The 16,393-nt window shown below is 64.2% G+C and carries 17 protein-coding genes; 3 read left to right on the top strand and 14 right to left on the bottom strand.

All coding sequences use genetic code 11. The features are described from left to right. Window positions 1-233: 233 nt before the first annotated feature. A complete protein-coding gene (locus tag AC1DXS_RS19205) occupies window positions 234-563 on the bottom strand; it encodes a hypothetical protein (protein WP_477739126.1) in 330 nt (109 codons plus the stop codon). Between the two features lie 386 nt (window positions 564-949). Here AC1DXS_RS19205 and AC1DXS_RS19210 point away from each other — a divergent pair, with 386 nt between their 5' ends. Continuing rightward, window positions 950-1,264, top strand: coding sequence for a hypothetical protein (locus AC1DXS_RS19210; RefSeq protein ID WP_477739065.1), 315 nt, complete (start codon window positions 950-952; stop codon window positions 1,262-1,264). A 327-nt stretch (window positions 1,265-1,591) separates the two neighbouring features. Here the strand turns inward: AC1DXS_RS19210 and AC1DXS_RS19215 are convergent, their stop codons facing one another. The 3 genes from AC1DXS_RS19215 to AC1DXS_RS19225 form a co-directional block, all read right to left on the bottom strand. Beyond that, on the bottom strand, window positions 1,592-2,083 hold the full coding sequence (locus tag AC1DXS_RS19215) for a GNAT family N-acetyltransferase (RefSeq protein WP_477739066.1): 492 nt from the start codon (window positions 2,081-2,083) through the stop codon (window positions 1,592-1,594). A gap of 303 nt (window positions 2,084-2,386) precedes the next feature. Then, complete coding sequence (locus AC1DXS_RS19220; protein WP_477739067.1) at window positions 2,387-2,680, bottom strand: hypothetical protein; 294 nt, start codon at window positions 2,678-2,680, stop codon at window positions 2,387-2,389. A 117-nt stretch (window positions 2,681-2,797) separates the two neighbouring features. After that, a complete protein-coding gene (locus AC1DXS_RS19225; RefSeq protein WP_477739068.1) occupies window positions 2,798-3,274 on the bottom strand; it encodes a low molecular weight protein-tyrosine-phosphatase in 477 nt (158 codons plus the stop codon). A 200-nt stretch (window positions 3,275-3,474) separates the two neighbouring features. On the opposite strand from AC1DXS_RS19225, the gene AC1DXS_RS19230 reads away from it, so the two are divergent. Beyond that, window positions 3,475-3,750, top strand: coding sequence for a hypothetical protein (locus AC1DXS_RS19230; RefSeq protein WP_477739069.1), 276 nt, complete (start codon window positions 3,475-3,477; stop codon window positions 3,748-3,750). Window positions 3,751-3,780: 30 nt separating this feature from the next. On the opposite strand, the gene AC1DXS_RS19235 is transcribed toward AC1DXS_RS19230, so the two are convergent. The 10 genes from AC1DXS_RS19235 to AC1DXS_RS19280 all read right to left on the bottom strand — a co-directional run bounded on the left by AC1DXS_RS19235 (window position 3,781) and on the right by AC1DXS_RS19280 (window position 15,775). Then, window positions 3,781-4,278 carry a hypothetical protein gene (locus AC1DXS_RS19235; RefSeq protein ID WP_477739070.1) on the bottom strand — a complete coding sequence of 166 codons (498 nt, stop codon included), beginning with the start codon at window positions 4,276-4,278 and terminating at the stop codon, window positions 3,781-3,783. A gap of 191 nt (window positions 4,279-4,469) precedes the next feature. Continuing rightward, on the bottom strand, window positions 4,470-5,162 hold the full coding sequence (locus AC1DXS_RS19240; RefSeq protein WP_477739071.1) for a Crp/Fnr family transcriptional regulator: 693 nt from the start codon (window positions 5,160-5,162) through the stop codon (window positions 4,470-4,472). Window positions 5,163-5,577: 415 nt separating this feature from the next. Beyond that, entirely contained in the window at window positions 5,578-6,294 is a 717-nt protein-coding gene (locus AC1DXS_RS19245; RefSeq protein ID WP_477739122.1) for a Crp/Fnr family transcriptional regulator, read from the bottom strand. A 158-nt stretch (window positions 6,295-6,452) separates the two neighbouring features. Beyond that, entirely contained in the window at window positions 6,453-6,734 is a 282-nt protein-coding gene (locus AC1DXS_RS19250; RefSeq protein ID WP_477739072.1) for a hypothetical protein, read from the bottom strand. Window positions 6,735-6,759: 25 nt separating this feature from the next. Further along, window positions 6,760-7,158: a type II toxin-antitoxin system death-on-curing family toxin gene (locus tag AC1DXS_RS19255; RefSeq protein ID WP_477739073.1), complete on the bottom strand. Its 399-nt coding sequence runs from the start codon at window positions 7,156-7,158 to the stop codon at window positions 6,760-6,762. Next, window positions 7,155-7,379, bottom strand: a complete 225-nt coding sequence (locus AC1DXS_RS19260; RefSeq protein ID WP_477739074.1) for an AbrB/MazE/SpoVT family DNA-binding domain-containing protein — start codon at window positions 7,377-7,379, stop codon at window positions 7,155-7,157. Before AC1DXS_RS19260 ends, AC1DXS_RS19255 begins: the two co-directional genes overlap by 4 nt. A 131-nt stretch (window positions 7,380-7,510) precedes the next feature. Next, the gene (locus AC1DXS_RS19265) at window positions 7,511-8,902 is read right to left on the bottom strand and encodes a TIGR03862 family flavoprotein (protein WP_477739075.1); all 1,392 of its coding nucleotides are present in this window, start codon (window positions 8,900-8,902) and stop codon (window positions 7,511-7,513) included. A gap of 201 nt (window positions 8,903-9,103) precedes the next feature. Then, on the bottom strand, window positions 9,104-9,736 hold the full coding sequence (locus tag AC1DXS_RS19270; protein WP_477739076.1) for a hypothetical protein: 633 nt from the start codon (window positions 9,734-9,736) through the stop codon (window positions 9,104-9,106). Window positions 9,737-9,801: 65 nt separating this feature from the next. Next, the gene (locus tag AC1DXS_RS19275; protein ID WP_477739077.1) at window positions 9,802-13,086 is read right to left on the bottom strand and encodes a UvrD-helicase domain-containing protein; all 3,285 of its coding nucleotides are present in this window, start codon (window positions 13,084-13,086) and stop codon (window positions 9,802-9,804) included. 130 nt (window positions 13,087-13,216) lie between these two features. Then, window positions 13,217-15,775 carry a PD-(D/E)XK nuclease family protein gene (locus AC1DXS_RS19280; protein ID WP_477739078.1) on the bottom strand — a complete coding sequence of 853 codons (2,559 nt, stop codon included), beginning with the start codon at window positions 15,773-15,775 and terminating at the stop codon, window positions 13,217-13,219. 179 nt (window positions 15,776-15,954) lie between these two features. Here AC1DXS_RS19280 and trxA point away from each other — a divergent pair, with 179 nt between their 5' ends. Beyond that, window positions 15,955-16,287, top strand: a complete 333-nt coding sequence (gene trxA, locus AC1DXS_RS19285; protein WP_477739079.1) for a thioredoxin TrxA — start codon at window positions 15,955-15,957, stop codon at window positions 16,285-16,287. Window positions 16,288-16,393 lie beyond the last annotated feature (106 nt).

Here is a 16,393-nt window from a genome sequence, read left to right on the forward strand (position 1 = left end):
GAGCCCAGCTACCAAAGGCGGGCAACCGCAAGCAAGCTCGATCCCTACGCCGAGAAGCTGGCCACCTGGTTGGTCATCGAGGCAACAAAATCGCGGAAACAGCGGCGCACTTTGAGGCAGATCCACACAGACTCAGCCCAAAAAGGAGAAAACCAAGAACTTATCCACATCGTGAGCACCTTCTGCTCACAAAGAGTGTGGGTCAATATTCGATGGAAAACTCGGGTCAGACTTCAGTGGAATTCAACAACGATGACTTCGCTCGACAATTCAGCCAATTCGCGTAGTTGCTCAAGAGTAGCGTTTGCCTGAGAAATAGCGGCATCAAGTTTGCGAGTTCGAGCCTCCACTCCTAGTCCTTTGAGGACTTCGAAACGCTCTATGGAGGACGCGAGCAAAAAGATGAGCCCCGCAGCGAGGCCAGGAATTGGCGCGGTGATGTCTGGGCGCAGCCACAACACAAAAACGCCCTGCAAGATACAGGCTATCCCTGCTAAGCCCAGCGTCAGATTGGTTGCCCACTGGAGTATTTGACTTCCCCAATGCGCTTTCTTTTCGCTCATCTTTTGACTCCCTTTGCGGCGAATATACGCCCTACCTCAAACACTAAGCGTTTGAATCCTGCGTTATCGGCGAAAGCCAAACCGCCGCCGCCTGCGAGGGCTCCATAGCTCTTAAGTTGGCATCCTGCCAGATACCCACGGCCACCTCTTCAAGCTGCCCAGGTTCCACCGTCTGCCACCTTTCATGCAGCCGCTCGGCACACTTGGAAATCCATTGGGTTGGCGTGAGGTCGTCCATAACTCGATTCTAACCAGAGTGCTGTATTTTTGTACAGTACCAGGGTTCGTTTTGATGGCTTATGACACCCTCCCCGAATGGCCCTTAAAAACGCTGTAGTCAAGCCAAGGCCTTCGCTATACCATGACTTTCACAGAGGGGGCACATCATGCAAAAACGATTTTTTATACTGCTAATGTTTGTCACATCTATGGCCGCTCACGCACAAGTCGCTTTCGGAACACCCGATTGCGGGCGCTGGATAAAACAGCCTACAGAGCCTCGAAAGGCTTGGCTGCTCGGCTACATGTCCGGCCTGAGCGCTATGCACAAGATGACTAACGGTAAGCCGAACGACCCTCTCGACAAGGTCAGTTCTGCCGAACAAATCTTCCTCTGGATGGATAACTACTGCAAGGAGAACCCACTCCAAGTGCTGACGGTAGGAGGTGCTGAACTCTTTGTTGAGCTAATGAAAAAGTAGAGCCGATCCGCGTTAAGCTACGGCTTCGCGTGGCACTCTGCTGTGTCACTTGAGGAACCGGAAGGGTCTGCAAACCCGCATGGATATTGGGTTTAGGAGTTTGAACCGTGAGGTCAAGGCTCGTCACCTTATTCATTTCAAATCTGCAGTTCTTGCGGGTTTCGAGCCCATAGCGGCCCTCCGCAGCGGTTTTTGTATCACTTGACTGTGTTACTTCATAAGATGAAGCAAGGAACTGCCATGGCTCAGTCGAAGGATTAAACCTCCGGTGCTTCCATCGATATGTCCGAATCGCCGTCACGCACGACCTCCATCATTGACGTCTACCTACCGCTCGCGCCGCTGCCAGAAACCGTTGGGTAAAGGCGCCATGCCAATGCTTTCATAAAACCCAACCGATTCCGGAACGGAACTGAGGATAAGGCTCACATTCGGCCCTAAGTGCTTGCGTGTTGCCTGAATCAAGCCAGCGCCTACGCCCTTACCCTGTGCCTGGCGGCTTACAGCCAAATCAGAGAGGTAACAACAAAACGCAAAGTCGGTAACCGACCTGGCAATACCCACCAGAACGCCGTCTGTTCTGGCCGTCACCACCAGGTTGGCGTTCCTGAGCATCGCCTGAAGTCGCTCGGGCTCATCCACCGGCCTGCGCACTCCCAGACCCGATTCCGTCAGCAGCAAGCGAAACTCTTCAACGGAAACCGTTGCTTCAATGGCGTATGTCGGAAGGCTTGATATCACTACGTTGTTCCTTGAGTAAAGCAGTGGAATTTTATGTTGGAGATAAGTGATCCAAATTATCCAAACATACTTCAACATGTGAGCATCTCCAGCGGGTGGCAGCGACAACGCACATGCAAGCCAGCGAAGCAAAATATCTGTCTGCGCGCGCCCTGAGGCTCACTCAAGTACCACATCGACCTCCCCGCTAATCTTTCCAGCTAGCACATTGCCCATTCGGCTTGCGGTATCCAGGCCCCCCTCTGGACCCGCAACCACGGCTTCTGCCGCCACCGCCGCTACGGCCTCCAGAACCGCTACGCTTCCCGCCGCTTCTGCCTCTCGCCGCCGCCTCGTTACCTACCAATGCGGCAACGATCCACGCGGCAAACAATCGCCGCTTCATTTCTTGGCTCCCTCTTTGCCGGTATAGGGATTGGTGTTTCCCTTGTGCGTGTAGTTGTCGCGCCTGGTCGAATTGGGATTGGTCGCGTGGCTTGGAGCGACATGGGTGCCGTCCTTTTTGGTGTAGCCGTGTACCGAGTGGTTCTGGCTGTTCACATGCCCCGAGGAGCTGTGATGAGAGGCGCCGCTGGAGTGGCTTCCTGAGCTGCGGTGCCCACCTCCGCCCCCACCTCTTGCGTAAGTCCCCATCGAAATGGTGCAGAGCACCAAAAGAATCAATATTGTTTTCATGCGCATCCCCATGGCCCGGAACGGGCGCCCCGAGTCTGCGCTTTAGTTCCGAAAACAGCATCATCTACATGGAGTAGATGGCGGGGAAAGGGAGGCTCGGCGAAGGCCTTTATGCGGCTACAAGCGCTGCTCAACGTGGCGCATCAACCCCTCGCAGGCATCCTCCACCAGATCCAGCACGTGCTCAAAGCCATCCTTGCCACCGTAGTAAGGATCAGGCACCACCGGGCTGTCATGCCTCAAACAAAACTCCGTGAGCCTGCGCACTTTATAAAGATGCTCAGCGGGACAATCGTCCTGCACCAAAGCCAGGTTGTCCCAGTCCATGGCCAGGATCAAATCGTGGCGCTCAAAATCCGCATCCGAAATCTGCCGGGCCCTGAGGCCTGAGAGGTCGTAACCGCGTCTGGATGCATGGGCCTGTGATCGCTCGTCGGGCGGGTTGCCGGGATGGTAGTTGTGCGTGCCGGCCGAGTCGACCTGAATCTGGTGGGCCAGGCCGCGGTCCATGACTTTTTGCTGGAACACGCCATGGGCCGTGGGGCTGCGGCAGATATTGCCCATGCAGACGAAGAGGACGGAATAGGGTTTCATTAAAGGGACGTGGGACGGGGATGTGGGCCGGAAACTGGCCCTGCGAGCTCAGCCAAAGGATTTTTGCCTTTGATCTGTCAGCCCCATTTTAGGTTTGCCGCCCTGCTATCCGGCCGTCCAGGCCGCCAGGCCAGCCGAAAGGGCCATAGCCACAAACGCCCCATGCGTATACAGTCCGCTGAACAGAGGACAACAATGCAATGCTGATGACCTGCATAGGCGGCCCGCTTCATGGGCTGCAAGTGGGACTTGCCGACGATGCCCGGGTGTATGAGGTGCAGGACAGCAAGCCGCGCGCGCGTTATTTGCGGCAGGTGCCGTCACAGTACTATGACCCGCAAACCGGCAATGCCGGCTCGACGGCCTTCTTTGCGCTGAGTTCGCTGGGCGGGATGGAGGTGACGGACCTGATCATCGCCCACCTGGAGAGCTTCAGGCCCGCTCCACCCCTGCCGGTCGCGTCCAGGCCGGCCTGACAGGCCCCCAGGCAAATCCCAAAAGAAACATCAGCGCAGGGAAGCCGGCCGGTTGGCCTGCACGCCCGCTGCCGTCGCCGCCGGATGATCGCGCTGGCCGCGTTCCTGCATCAGCGCCAGGTGCAGCTGGTGCAAGGCACCCACGCATTCGAGCACAATGGACTGCACCAGTTCGGCCGCCTCTTCGGCCTGCGACTTGGGCGCGGCCGCGAGCTTTTCTCCGACGCTGAGCATGAGCCTGGCCCTGACAGCGCGGAACAGCACGTCCCAGTCGGTGATGGCGATGTCCATCGGATGGTCGGGTGCAAGCGCTTCGAGTTGCCGCTCGGGAAGCGAGGCGAGATGGATGTCATCAGCGCCCTCGCCGTCCCCTTTGGCCCAGTCGCGCAGCACGTCCAGCGCGGCGGCGCTGCTGGCGGGCAGTTCGCATCGGGATTCCTTCAGGAGCTCGGGAGAGCTCAGCATGGTCAGCGCGGAGCGCGCCAGCAGCTTGAGGCTGGGGGCAGGTGCGGAAGCAAGTCGGATCATGGCGAAACCCTCGCTAACACGGATGCCGCATGGCGCTGCGGCATGGAACGGGCACCACAGCCCGGCTGGGCCCGTGATCGCCTTTCTCCTCATTTGTAGGCGGCCTGACGCTGCCCGTCGGTGCGGTGCCGCACATGCGGCGCCAAAGTTTTGTATGCCGCGCCGGAACGCGAGCTTTCTCAGTACAAGCGTCAGTGCAGCAGGCGGGCGTAAGTCTTACGGTCGGTCGCGTAACAGCTACAGGTCGCGGCTTCCAGGCCTGGGCGGTCCAGCACCGTCACATCGCCGCGGTGGTATTCGATGAGGCCGCCGCGCTGCAGGGCCTTGGCAGCGGCCGTAATACCGACGCGGCGCATGCCCAGCATGTAGGCCAGGAACTCGTGCGTGACGTGGAAGTGGTCGGAATGCGCCCTGTCCTGGCTCATCAGCAGCCAGCGGGCCAGGCGCTCGGTGGTCTGGTGAAACCGCAGGCAGGCGGCCGAGGCGGCTTGCTGGGCCATGAGCACATAGAGGTAGCGGTCCAGGCCGCGCTGCAGCGGCAGGCTGCGCGCCAACTCGCGCCGGAAAGCCGGTGTGCCGATCCGCCAGGAAGAGCCTGCCCCCTGCACCACCGCATGCAGTGGCGCGGTGACGACGCCCAGCGCCAGCTGCGCACCCAGCATGCCTTCGCGGCCGACCATACCGACTTCCACGCCGGGACTGCCTTCGACCATGGCCACCAGGGAAATAAAGGCGTCGATGGGAAAGTAGACATGGCGCGTGGGCTTGCCGGGATCGCAGAGCACCTGGGCCAGCACCAGCTCGACAGGCTCGCAAACGGCCAGCAGGCGCAGACGGTCCTTGCGCGGGAGAATCTCAATGAGGTGGTTTTCGACAGGGGCCAAGATGGCTCTCCGGTGAAGAACCTGTTCACGGCCTAAACGGGGCCGCGCAAGCACCTTCTCGGGATGGGATGCAAGGCGCGGTGCGCCAGCCCATAGCATCGCTATGGGCCAGCGCCGCAACGCCGCAGACCGCCCGAGAAGGCGCTTGCCCTCCGGGTTGGGGTGAAATCGGGCGATTGAGCCACCCGAGCCCTTGCATGGGCATTAGCCCATGCGGCGTTCTCGCGCGACCCACTCATCCCGATTGCACCCCAACGCGGCTCCGTTTAGGCCGTGAACAGGTTCTAGGACTCCCGGATGTGCCGGGTCATGGACAAGGCCGCGCTACTGTCGTCAGTTCAATTCGGTGTCCCAGTATGCACGACATACCGCACACGCCACCGTGTGCCGGCGAACACAGACCGCAAACGGCCGCCTAGACCGCAAGCTTTTCGGGCAGCAGCCGGTCGTATTCCCTCTTGACCACGGCATAGCATTCGCAGGTGCGTTGCTCCAGGCCCGGCCTGTCCAGCACCGTGATGCGGCCGCGCGAATAGCGGATGAGCCCGAGGTTTTGCAGCTTGAGCGCGCCTTCGGTGACGCCCTCGCGGCGCACGCCCAGCATGTTGGCGATGAGCTCCTGCGTCATGACGAGTTCATTGCCCTGCAGCCGGTCCAGGCTCAGCAGCAGCCAGCGGCACAGTTGCTGGTCCAGCGAATGATGCCGGTTGCACACGGCCGTCTGCGCCATCTGGGTGATCAAAGCCTGTGTGTAGCGCAGCAGCAGGTGCAGCACCGGCGCGCGCTTGAACTCTTCCTTGATCACATCGGCCCCCAGGCGAAAGCCCTGGCCGGCACTTTGCACAACGGCGCGGCTGGTGGTGGATTCGCCGCCCATGAAGAGCGAGATACCGACCACACCTTCATGGCCGACCACCGCGATTTCGGCCGAGGCGCCGTTCTCCATCACGTAGAGCAGGGAGACGATGGCCGTGGCGGGGAAGTACACATGGGCCAGCGTGCTGCCCGATTCATAGAGCACCTGGCCCAGCGGCATGTCGACCCACTCCAGTTGCGGCGCCCAGCGCTGCCACTCCGCGTCCGGCAAGGCGGCGAGCAGTTGGTTCTTTTTGGGGTCGGGGGAAGTGCTGATTGCGAACTCCGGGCGGATCTGGCTTCGAGTCGGCCTCTGGCAGAGGTCTCGCACCGTCTTCGGAGTATAGGCAGTAAAGGCCTCCTGGTATGTACGCTAGCGCACAAACCAAAGCAACTGATTCAAGGCCCCGTGAGTCTTTTGGCCTACCGGGGAGACTACCTGGCCGCCTCTTCAATCGCCTCTGTGGTTTGCAAGGCATGCTGGGCGATCTGCGCCGAGGCCAGGGCCAGCGAGGCCAGCGCATAAGTGCCGCTGATGATGCCTTTGTAAGCCACTTCGGCCGCGATGGCGTCCTGGCCCAGTCCTTCGGTGGCGGCGATGATGCAGGCCTCGACGCTGTCCAGGCCGGCGTCGCCGAAAAGGTCTTCGCCTTCGTAGCTGACGCGGTACTCGAACTCTTCCTGCATCATCGGTTCGATATGGAAACGGACAATCATCGCAAGCTCCTCTTCATCAGCGAAATCACAATTTTTTTCCAGGTCGAGCAAGCACTGTTCTGCGAAGCCAGGCGGCAAACTGCTCTTCGGTGATGTCACCCGCGGCCAGCGCCAGCACGGTGACGGTTGCATCCGCTTGCGTTGTACTCAAACGGTATCCGTTCAAATAAAGAAACATACCCACCGTCAAAAAGGCAGCGCGCTTGTTGCCGTCGACAAAGGGATGATTTTTCGCCACACCCATGGCGTAACTTGCAGCCAGAGCGGCTACGTCGGGTTCGCCATAGGCAAGCAGGTTTAAAGGTCGGGCCAACGCGGAGTCCAACAGGCCCTCATCACGCAAGCCCTCACCACCGCCGTGCTCGGCCAGGCTTTCGCCGTGCAACAGCAGCAAGGCCTGTTTGTCGATCCAGCGCCAGCTCATTTGGCAAGCTGGTGGAAGGTGTCCCGGTATTCACGCATGAATTCACGGCCTGCCTGAATCTGCTCGTCCAGGGCGGGGTTGTAGGGCGTGATGACGTAACCATCCGGTGTCTCCATGAGAAACACGGACTCACCTTTTTCAAGCTTGAGCCGCCCCAGCACTTCGCGCGGCAAGATCACGCCGATGGAATTACCAATTTGGGTCAGTTTGAGAGTGTGCATGACATACGCCTGTAAGTTATAACGTATGTAATACTAACCCAAACCAAGGTTTTCTACCACTCTGGCGATGCTGAAGGCCAGCAACACAAAGAAGCCTCACTCAATTGCGCTTGAGTCCCACGCCTATCAGGCTACAAGCCGAAATGCGCAATAACGCCCTGCCCCGCAGCGCGGCCGCTGGCAAAGCAGGCGGTCAGCAGGTAGCCGCCCGTCGGCGCTTCCCAGTCCAGCATCTCGCCGGCGCAGAACACGGGCTGGCCGGGTCCTTTGAGATTCTGCAATTGCAGTTGCGCGTCCATGGCCTCGAACACCACGCCGCCGGCGGTGCTGATGGCCTCGTCCAGCGGCCGGGCCGCCGTCACACGCACCGGCAGGGCCTTGATGCCAGCGGCCAGGCGCACCGGGTCGGCGATGGCGTCCTTGCCCAGCAGTTCATAAAGCATGGCGGCCTTGATGCCGTCAAGATTGAGTCGGCTTTTGAGGTGGCTGGAGAGGGAACGCGAGCCACGCGGGTGACGCACTTCGACCAATACCTGCTCGGCTGATTTGTCGGGCAGCAAATCCAGCATAAAGGTGGCGCTGCCGTGGGCGGCGATCTCGTCGCGCAGCAGGCTGGAGGCGGCATACACCAAACTACCTTCGACGCCGGTAGCAGTGGCGATGAACTCGCCCTTGCGGCTGAAGCTACGGCCGCGCGAATCGGTGAAATGGATGGCGACGGATTTGAAAGGCTGGCCGGCGAAGCGGCTGGCGAAATGTTCTGTCCAGCCGGTGTGCGGCTGCGGGCTTTTGCCTATGAGCTCCTGCAAAAATTCGCGGCGGGTTTCGCCGGGCTCGGCGATTGCCTCCTGCAGTTGCGCGGGGCTGTCGGGCCGTGCCGCGACGTCAAAGCCGCAGTTCGCAGGCAGCAGCGGCGCAAGCGCCACGCCGCGCGCGGCCAGCAGCGGCACCCAGGCGCCGTCGGAGCCCAGCCGCGCCCAGCTGCCGCCACCCAGCGCCAGCACCACGGCGTCGGCCTGTGCCAGCACCTCGCCGGTGGGCGTTGAGAACTTCAGCATGCCGTCATTGGCCCAGCCTAGCCAGCGGTGCCGCATCGAAAATTTCACGCCGGCATTGCGCAGGCGCTGCAGCCAGGCGCGCAGCAGCGGCGCGGCCTTCATATCCTTGGGGAACACGCGGCCGGAGCTGCCGATAAAGGTTTCCACGCCCAGGGCTTCGGCCCAGGCGCGCAGCTCGGCCGGGCCAAAGGCGGCCAGCAAGGGCTGCAACTGTGCGGCGCGCTCGCCGTAGCGGCTGAGAAAAATCTGCGGCGGCTCGGAGTGCGTGAGGTTGAGCCCGCCTATGCCGGCCAGTAAAAATTTGCGGCCCACCGAAGGCATGGCGTCGTAGACCTGCACGGACACGGCAGCCCCCGCGCCGGCCAGTACCTCGGCGGCCATCAGGCCGGCGGGACCGCCGCCTATGACGGCCACGCGCAATGCGGCGGCGGGTGAGGATTGAAGAGGAGATGCGCCAGGGATCAAGGGGTTTCCGCGTGCAGCGGTCGCAGGTTAGACAGGAACAGGACAATAAAACAAGGAAGCCAAAGCTTAAGGAAGCCAAAGCTTCGCGATCACGAACGGCAAAGCGTCAGCCGTCAAGGCAGACGCGGTTCGGTGAAACAGGATGGCTCGATTATTACAGCGGTGGCGTGGCGCCCTTTCCCGGCGCAGCGCGAACCTCAACTACATGGGCGGCGCAAACCCATTGCGCCCGACGATCACGCGCAGCGCGGTCGGCTTGCCGCCCTGTTCCTGCGCGGTGATCATCACTTTGGCGCCGGGCACCAGCAGCGCGTTTTCATCGGCCTTGCCGGGCTTGAAGGAGACCACGGGCGCATCGGGCGGCACGATGACGGTTTTTTCGCCGTCTTTGTACTTCAGCGTGAGCTTCTGCCCGCCGGGCACCGACGTGGGCGCGGCGGCCAGGTCAGCCACGGTGGCGTTGGTCATGGTGCTTTCGGGCCGCAGGTCCCAGGGGCGGTGGCCTTCGCCGGTGCCGCGCGCGGCTTCGGGGAACACCACGACCTCCAGCGCCAGCTGGCTGCCGTCGGCCTGCGGCATGGCGGCGGTGCCGATGTAGCTGCCGGGCTTGATGTCGGCCAACGCCAGCGGAAAGACTTCCGAGACATCCATCGCGGCAGGCCGCACCAACGTGATGACTTCGCCACTGCGCTCCCGGACCGTGAGGCTGGTGGCATCGATTTTTTCAATCGTGGCGCGCAGGCGCACAGTGGGATTGGCCGGTGTGGGGCTTTGCGCCAGGGCCAGCGGCAGGGTGGCCGCCAGGGCCAGGGAAGCGGCGAAGTGCTTGAACATGGGGTGCCTTTCAGCCGGCATGGAGTGGAAAGAGTAGGAATAGGCGCCGGACAGGCCCGGTGTGATCAGTCCACAAGGACCACAGTTCCCTGCCCCGTCAGAAAAGCCGCTTTGACGGGCGCGCCCGGGTAGATGCGCTGCACCGCCGCGCGGTAGGCCTGCAGCTGCGCGACCAGCGCGGGCTGGCGCTGCGGGGCGGTGGCCGATTTGTAGTCCAGCACCCACCAGTGGCCTTCGTGGCCAGCGTCCTTGCGTTGCACCAGGCGGTCCAGCCGCAAGGCCTGGCCGGCGTAGACCAGGTCGACTTCGTTGCCCTGCCAGGCGAGCACATCGGGCCGCCAGGCCCAGGCGCCTTCGCCGGCCAGGATGCGGCCCGCCAGCGCGGCCGACTGCGCGGCCTGGGCCGGGCTCAGGCGGAACTCGCGCGCCGCAGCCGCCACCTGTTCGGGCAACACGGCACCGCCCCACTCGAGCAGACGGTGCATGGCCTTGCCGATGCGGGCCTTGAGGGAATCCTCGTCGAGACGCTGCACGTCGGGCGGCTCCGGCATCAGGACTTGGGGCAGCTCGGGCAATTCGGGCAGGTAGAAGACGCCGGCATCCGCCGCATCGATGTGCAGGCCGGCGCTTTCGTCGGCCACGGGCGCAGGCAGTTCGCCCAGCAGCCCCTGCAGGCGCTGCCACCAGCTTTCGGTGGTCACACGGTGCGGCTCGATGGAAGAGATCACCAGGGTGTGGCGCGCGCGCGTAAGCGCCACATAGAGCGCATTGAGTTCTTCGCGCTTGCGGGCGGCCTGCTCGGCGGCCAGGGTGTCGGCGGCACAGGCCGGCGGGCGGCTTTCGCTGACCAGGAAGACGAACTTGCGCGGCTCGGTGGCCTCGCCGGGCCAGTCGACCAGCACGCCCATGCTGTCGGCATTGCGCTCGACGGTGTCGGTGTCCAGCAGCAGCACGGCCTCGGCCTCCAGGCCCTTGGCGCCGTGAATCGTCAGCAGGCGCACCGCTTCGCCGCTGACAGTGGCCGGTGCCTGCGTGCCGCCGGCCTTGAGGGCGCGCACAAAACCATAAGGCGTGGCGTAGCGGCCGCCGTCCAGCTCCAGCGATACGCCCAGCAGCGCGCGCAGGTTGGCCAGCACGGCCCCACGTTGCGCGGCCGGCGCCGCGGCACCAAAACGCGCCAGCACGTCGCCGTCGTCGTAAATGCCTTGCAGCGCGTCGTGCGGCGGCAGGCTGTCGAGCCAGCTCTTCCAGCGCGACAGCGTCTCGCCCAGGCCTTGCAGCTCGGGGGTGAGCAGTTCCTCCTTCTGCAGCAATTCGTACCACGGCGCACCGTATTCGCGCTGCAGCAAGGCCAGTTGCACCAGGCCATCATCGGACAGACCGAAGAGCGGCGAGCGCAGCGCGCGCGCCAGCGACAAATCATGCTGCGGCGACACCAACACGTCGAGCAGCGCCACCAGGTCCAGCACCTCGCAGCAATCAATGAGTTCGGTTTTTTCGCCGACCTGGGCGGGAATGTGCAGGGCGCGCAGCTCGTCCTGCAGCGGCAGCAGGCCGGCGCGTTTGCGCGAGAGCACCATCACGTCCTGGGGCCGCAGGCCGCTGGCGATCTGTTCCGATATCCACGCGGCGGCCTGCCGGGCCTCGCGGGTGCGCAGGGTTTCCTCGGGCAGTTCGCGCGGCGTGGTCAGGCTGTCGCGCCAGCCGGCGGCCAGCGGCGAGGCTTCTTCCTCGTCCTTGTTGCGCGGGATGGGTGGCAGGCGGCCCACAGCGCCAGCCACGCCGGACGCCGTGGTGTGCTCGCGAAAACCGTCGTAGCCGTCGGCCTCGCGCGCCGTGACCATGGCGGCGTTGACGGTGTCGATGACAGCCTCGGCGTTGCGGCGCGTGTGGTCGCAACTCAGCAAATCGCCGCCCAGGCCGTGCACCACAAAGGCCTGCGCGGCGCGAAAGACCTGCGGCTCGGCGCGGCGGAAGCGGTAAATGCTTTGTTTGGGGTCGCCCACCAGGAACACGCTGGGCGCCGTGCCCGCACCCGAATAGCCGATCAGCCACGAATACAGGGCCTGCCACTGCAGCGGGTTGGTGTCCTGAAACTCGTCGATCATCAGGTGGCGTATGCGCGCGTCCAGGCGCTCCTGCACCCAGCCCGAGAGCACGGGGTCGGCCAGCATCAACAGCGCGGCGCGCTCGACGTCGTTCATGTCAACCCAGCCGCGTTCGCGCTTGAGGGCGGTGAACTGCGCAATCAGCACGCGGCTCAGGCGCGCCATGCGTTGCTGGTGCTGCCAGGCGTCGTGCTGCTGGCGCGCCGCCATCACGCGCAGCACCAGGTCCTGGGCAATGCGCACCTGCTCGATGCCGATGATTTTTTCGCCGAACTTGCGCGGTGTGCCTTTTTCGGTCAGCAGGGCCGCGATGGCCGCCGGGAAGTCGCCGGCCGTCAGCGCCTGCTCCAGCTCCACCCCCTTGGCCGAAAAAGTCGGCGCGCTCGCGCGGCCCAGCGCCATGGCGGCGTCCCTCAGGGTCTGCCGGTGAAAGCGATTCGTGCTGAGCAGTTCTTCCGGCTCATCAAGTCCGCCGAATTCGGTGAACTGCAGTGCGAAGGGCTGGACCGAAGCGGCGATCACGCCTTTTTCGTCGGCCAGCGTGAATTCGGTGCGCTTGTCGAGCGCGGCCTGCAAGGCCTTGTCGGCCTGGAAGCGGCCGTGGGTGAGCACCACGGCCTCGAAGTCGGCCTTGAGCGCGGCGTCAAGCGCGACCGCCGCGTAAAAACGCCGCCAGACCAAAGCGCGCGCGGGCGCGTCGTCTTCGAGCAGTTCGTAGTTGACGGGCAACTCCAGCCGCTGCAGCACCGCGACCGGCGCGCTGCGCAGCAAGGCCGCGAACCAGCTGTGGAAGGTGCGTATCTGCACCGAGCGGCCGCTGGCCAGGATGGAGCGGTACAGATTGGACAGCTGCTCGCGCAGCTGTTGCGCGGCCTGCCGGCCCTTGGCGCCGCCCAGGTCCAACTGCACGCCGCGCATTTCAAGCTCGCGCTGCAAGGTGGCGTCGTCAGCACTGGCAAAGGCCTTGAGCCAATCGTCCAGGCGCTCGCGCATTTCGCCGGCGGCTTTTTTGGTGAAGGTGATGGCCAGGATCTCATGCGGCAAGACCTGCTGGCCGGTCGCGGCCGTGGCGCCGTCCAGCAGGGCGCGCACAATGCGCGAAACCAGCATCCAGGTCTTGCCGGCGCCGGCGCAGGCCTCGACCGCCACACTGCGCCGCGGGTCGCAGGCAATCGCATAAAAGGCCTCGGCCGAGACCGGCCCACCGTTGCATTCGTAGGCGGCGGTATGGGCAATTTTCATGGCACGCCCTTCTCAAGGGGCACAGGTATCCCTTGCAAGCAGGGGCCGCGGAACCGGCTTTGCCGGGCCGCAGGCGCAGCGGCCCCCTCGGGGGGCAGAGAGTTACACGAAGTGAACGAACGTGGGGGCATCAGTTAGTCCAGAAGTCTTTGCGGCACAGACCGCGCGCTGCGCAATAGTCACAGGCCTTGCCTTCGCCCAGCGCCGGCAGCGCCGCGCCGCGCGCGATGCGGGCCATGTCGGTCAAGATGCTGTCTATCAGTTCATCACGCAAGCCGACGATCTCGGGCTGCTCATAAGTTTTTGTCGGCTCTTTTTCACCGAGGTTGACGTAGGCCGCGGCCAGGGTGTCGTCGCTCATGAGCGCGGCGTAAAAGGCCAGTTGCGTGTCTTCCTGGCCGCCCTTGATGCGTTCAGCCGTGGTGGCGCGCGGCTCGGTCTTGTAGTCGATCAGCAGCGCATGGCCGTCGGCCTGGCGGTCTATGCGGTCCAGCTTGCCGAGCAGCGTCAGCTCGCCCAGCGGCATTTCGCGCCAGACCTCGGCTTCGTCAAAAGTGGCGCCAGTGGCTTCGTGTTCGGCCAGCCATTTCAGGTAACCCTCGCGCACGCCGGGCCAGGCGGCGGCAAAAGGCAGAAATTCGCTTTCACCCAGGGCCAGTTCATGTGCGGCCTGCTCGGCAGCCGCATTGATCATGGTGACGCGCACGGCAGGATCAGCCGTGGGCGCTGCCTTGAGCGCCTCGTGGAAATGCCGCAGCAGGTCATGCAGCCAGTTGCCGAAGTCGCGCTTGCCGAGTTCGCTTTCAAGCTCCTCGGGTTCCTGCAGCTTGAGCTGGCGCAGCGCGAAGAAGCGGTAAGGGCAGCGGCGCAGGTCTTCATAGGCGCTCGCTGACAGCTTGGTAATGGGCAAGGCCTCACCGGTGGGAAAAGGATGCGGCGTGGGCTCGATGCCCACGGCGCGAAGGCTGCGCGGGTCGGCGGCGATCCAGGCTTCTTGCCCGGCATCGTCCTGCGCCAGCAGCAGCTCCTGCACAAAGCCGCTGGGGATCAGGTGTTCGCCCGATTCGCTGGTCCGCCACAACACGTCAACCTGGGGCGCCTGCAAGGCATAAAGCCAGGCCTGGCGGGCCGCCCCGGCCAGGGTTTCGCGCGAAGGCAGCCCCAGCAGTTCGCGCTGGCTGGGCGTCCAGGGGCCGGTGGGCTCGGGCGACACCGGCAAGCGGATCTCGTCGCAGCCGGGCAGCACCACGGCGCGCATGGGCCGGCCCAGCAGTTGCGGCAGCGGCAGGATCACGACCTGCTCGGCCGCCGGATGCGGCGGCGCGAACTTGCCACCTTCGAGCGCCTGGTTGGCCCACTGGGTGAAGTCATTGAGCCGCATCACAGGCGAGGCTTCGAACTCAACTTCAGCGCCGTCATACAGGCGCAGCACCTCGAGCACGGCCTGGCCGGCTTCGTCTTCGGCCAGCGCATCCCACTGGCCGGCCGCCTGCAGCGCGGCACGCAGGTCGCGCAGCCACACAGCCAGCGGGCGGGCGCGGGCCAGGGGCGCGCGCAACGCATTGGCCTGCAGGGCCAGCGGCTGGGTGGCCATAAAGGCCGGCGGCACGATGTCTTCGGCGGCAAAGGCCGGCAGGTCGCGCCAGGCGCGCACGCCGACGCGGCGCAGCTCGGTTTCGGCGGCCGTGACCAGCATGGGCTCAAAAGCGGGGGCATTCTTGAGCCAGTCCAGCACGGCGTCGGTGGAAGCATCCCAGGGCAAGGCGCGCAGCAGGCTCATGAGGGCGGCGGCTGCGCGCGTGGTGGAAAGCTTCCAGCCGGTTTCATCGCGCATGGCGATGCCGCGCTCGGCCAGCATGGCGCCCACGCGGCGTGTGAGCTGCCGGTCCTGCGCGATCAGGGCGACCGGGCTGCGCCCCTGCGCCAGATGGGCCAGCACGCAGGCCGCGGCGCGCCCGGCTTCGTCTTCGGCGTCCTGCGCGGCATGCAAGGCGGGCGGCGGGCCAGCCTCCAGGGGAATGCACAAGGGGATGGACAGGGAGCGATCGCCGAAATGCGCCTTGAGCGCCTCGGTCAGCGGGTCGGCCTGGAAGCCTTCGAGCACGGCGAACAGCGCGGGCTGGGCCAGAAACAGGCGGTCCGTGGCGTAGGCCGAGGCCGCGGCCCAGGCCAGCGCGATGCGGCCCACGGCGGCTTCGAGCGCCAGCACCGGGGAGTCCAGGCCGGCGCCCAGGGCCTGCGCGAGTCCTTCGCTCCAGGCCCGGCGCCGCGCCGGCATGACGGCGGCGGCCACGCCGGCCAGGCTCCAGGCGGCCTCGACCAGGCGCCCGGCCAACGCATCCTGCTGGCTACCGAGTCCGGCGCGTTCCAGCAGCGAAGTGGCCGTGAGCATGTCGACGGCGACATCCATGCGCAAATCGTCGCCCGAGGGCATGAACAGCCCCAGCGTGCCGCCCAGGCCGCCGGCCCAATTCATGGTGGTCTCAAAGCGTGGGACGAAAAAGGTATCGCCGGCCTGTGCAGCCCAAGCCTGGCGGGCCTGCTGGATCAGTTGCGCATAGGGCAACAGCACGACGGACTCGGCCGGATGCACACCTCGCGCCATGATCGCCGCTGCCAGCCCGGCCATGGCCTGGCGCCAGCACAGTGCATCAGGCGGGACGGCATCGACGGTATGGGCTGGTGGCATGAGTGGGTTGGGCGGCGGGAAACAGAAAAGAGACCGGGGCGGACCGCAGGCGGATTGAGCGGGTGGCTATCAGGGTGATAGCCCCTGCCTGCCCGACCCGGCCACTTGCTTTCTGCCACAATGACTGCAACTTTAGCCCTACGTATCGTAACCATCCTAACCAAGACAAAGGAGCCGCCATGGCGAGCGAACTGATCAAACATACCACCGATGCCACCTTCGAAGCCGATGTGCTGCAATCCTCCAAACCCGTGCTGGTGGATTACTGGGCCGAATGGTGCGGTCCGTGCAAGATGATCGCTCCCATCCTGGATGAAGTGGCAACCGGCTACGACGGCAAGCTGCAGATCGCCAAGATGAACGTGGACGAAAACCGCGACATCCCCGCCAAGTTCGGCATCCGCGGCATTCCCACGCTGATGCTGTTCAAGGACGGCAAGCTGGCCGCCACCAAGGTCGGCGCCATGAGCAAGGCCCAATTGACCGCCTTCATCGACCAGCAACTGGCCTGAAGCTTCGCGCCGGAAAAGGAAGCTCGGCGCCCCGCCGCTTCCTGACCGGCGCACTCTCTCAATCGCCCGCACGGGCACGTGGATTTCAGCCCCCATCCCACGCAGT

Source organism: Polaromonas sp. P3_B1, assembly GCF_056402935.1.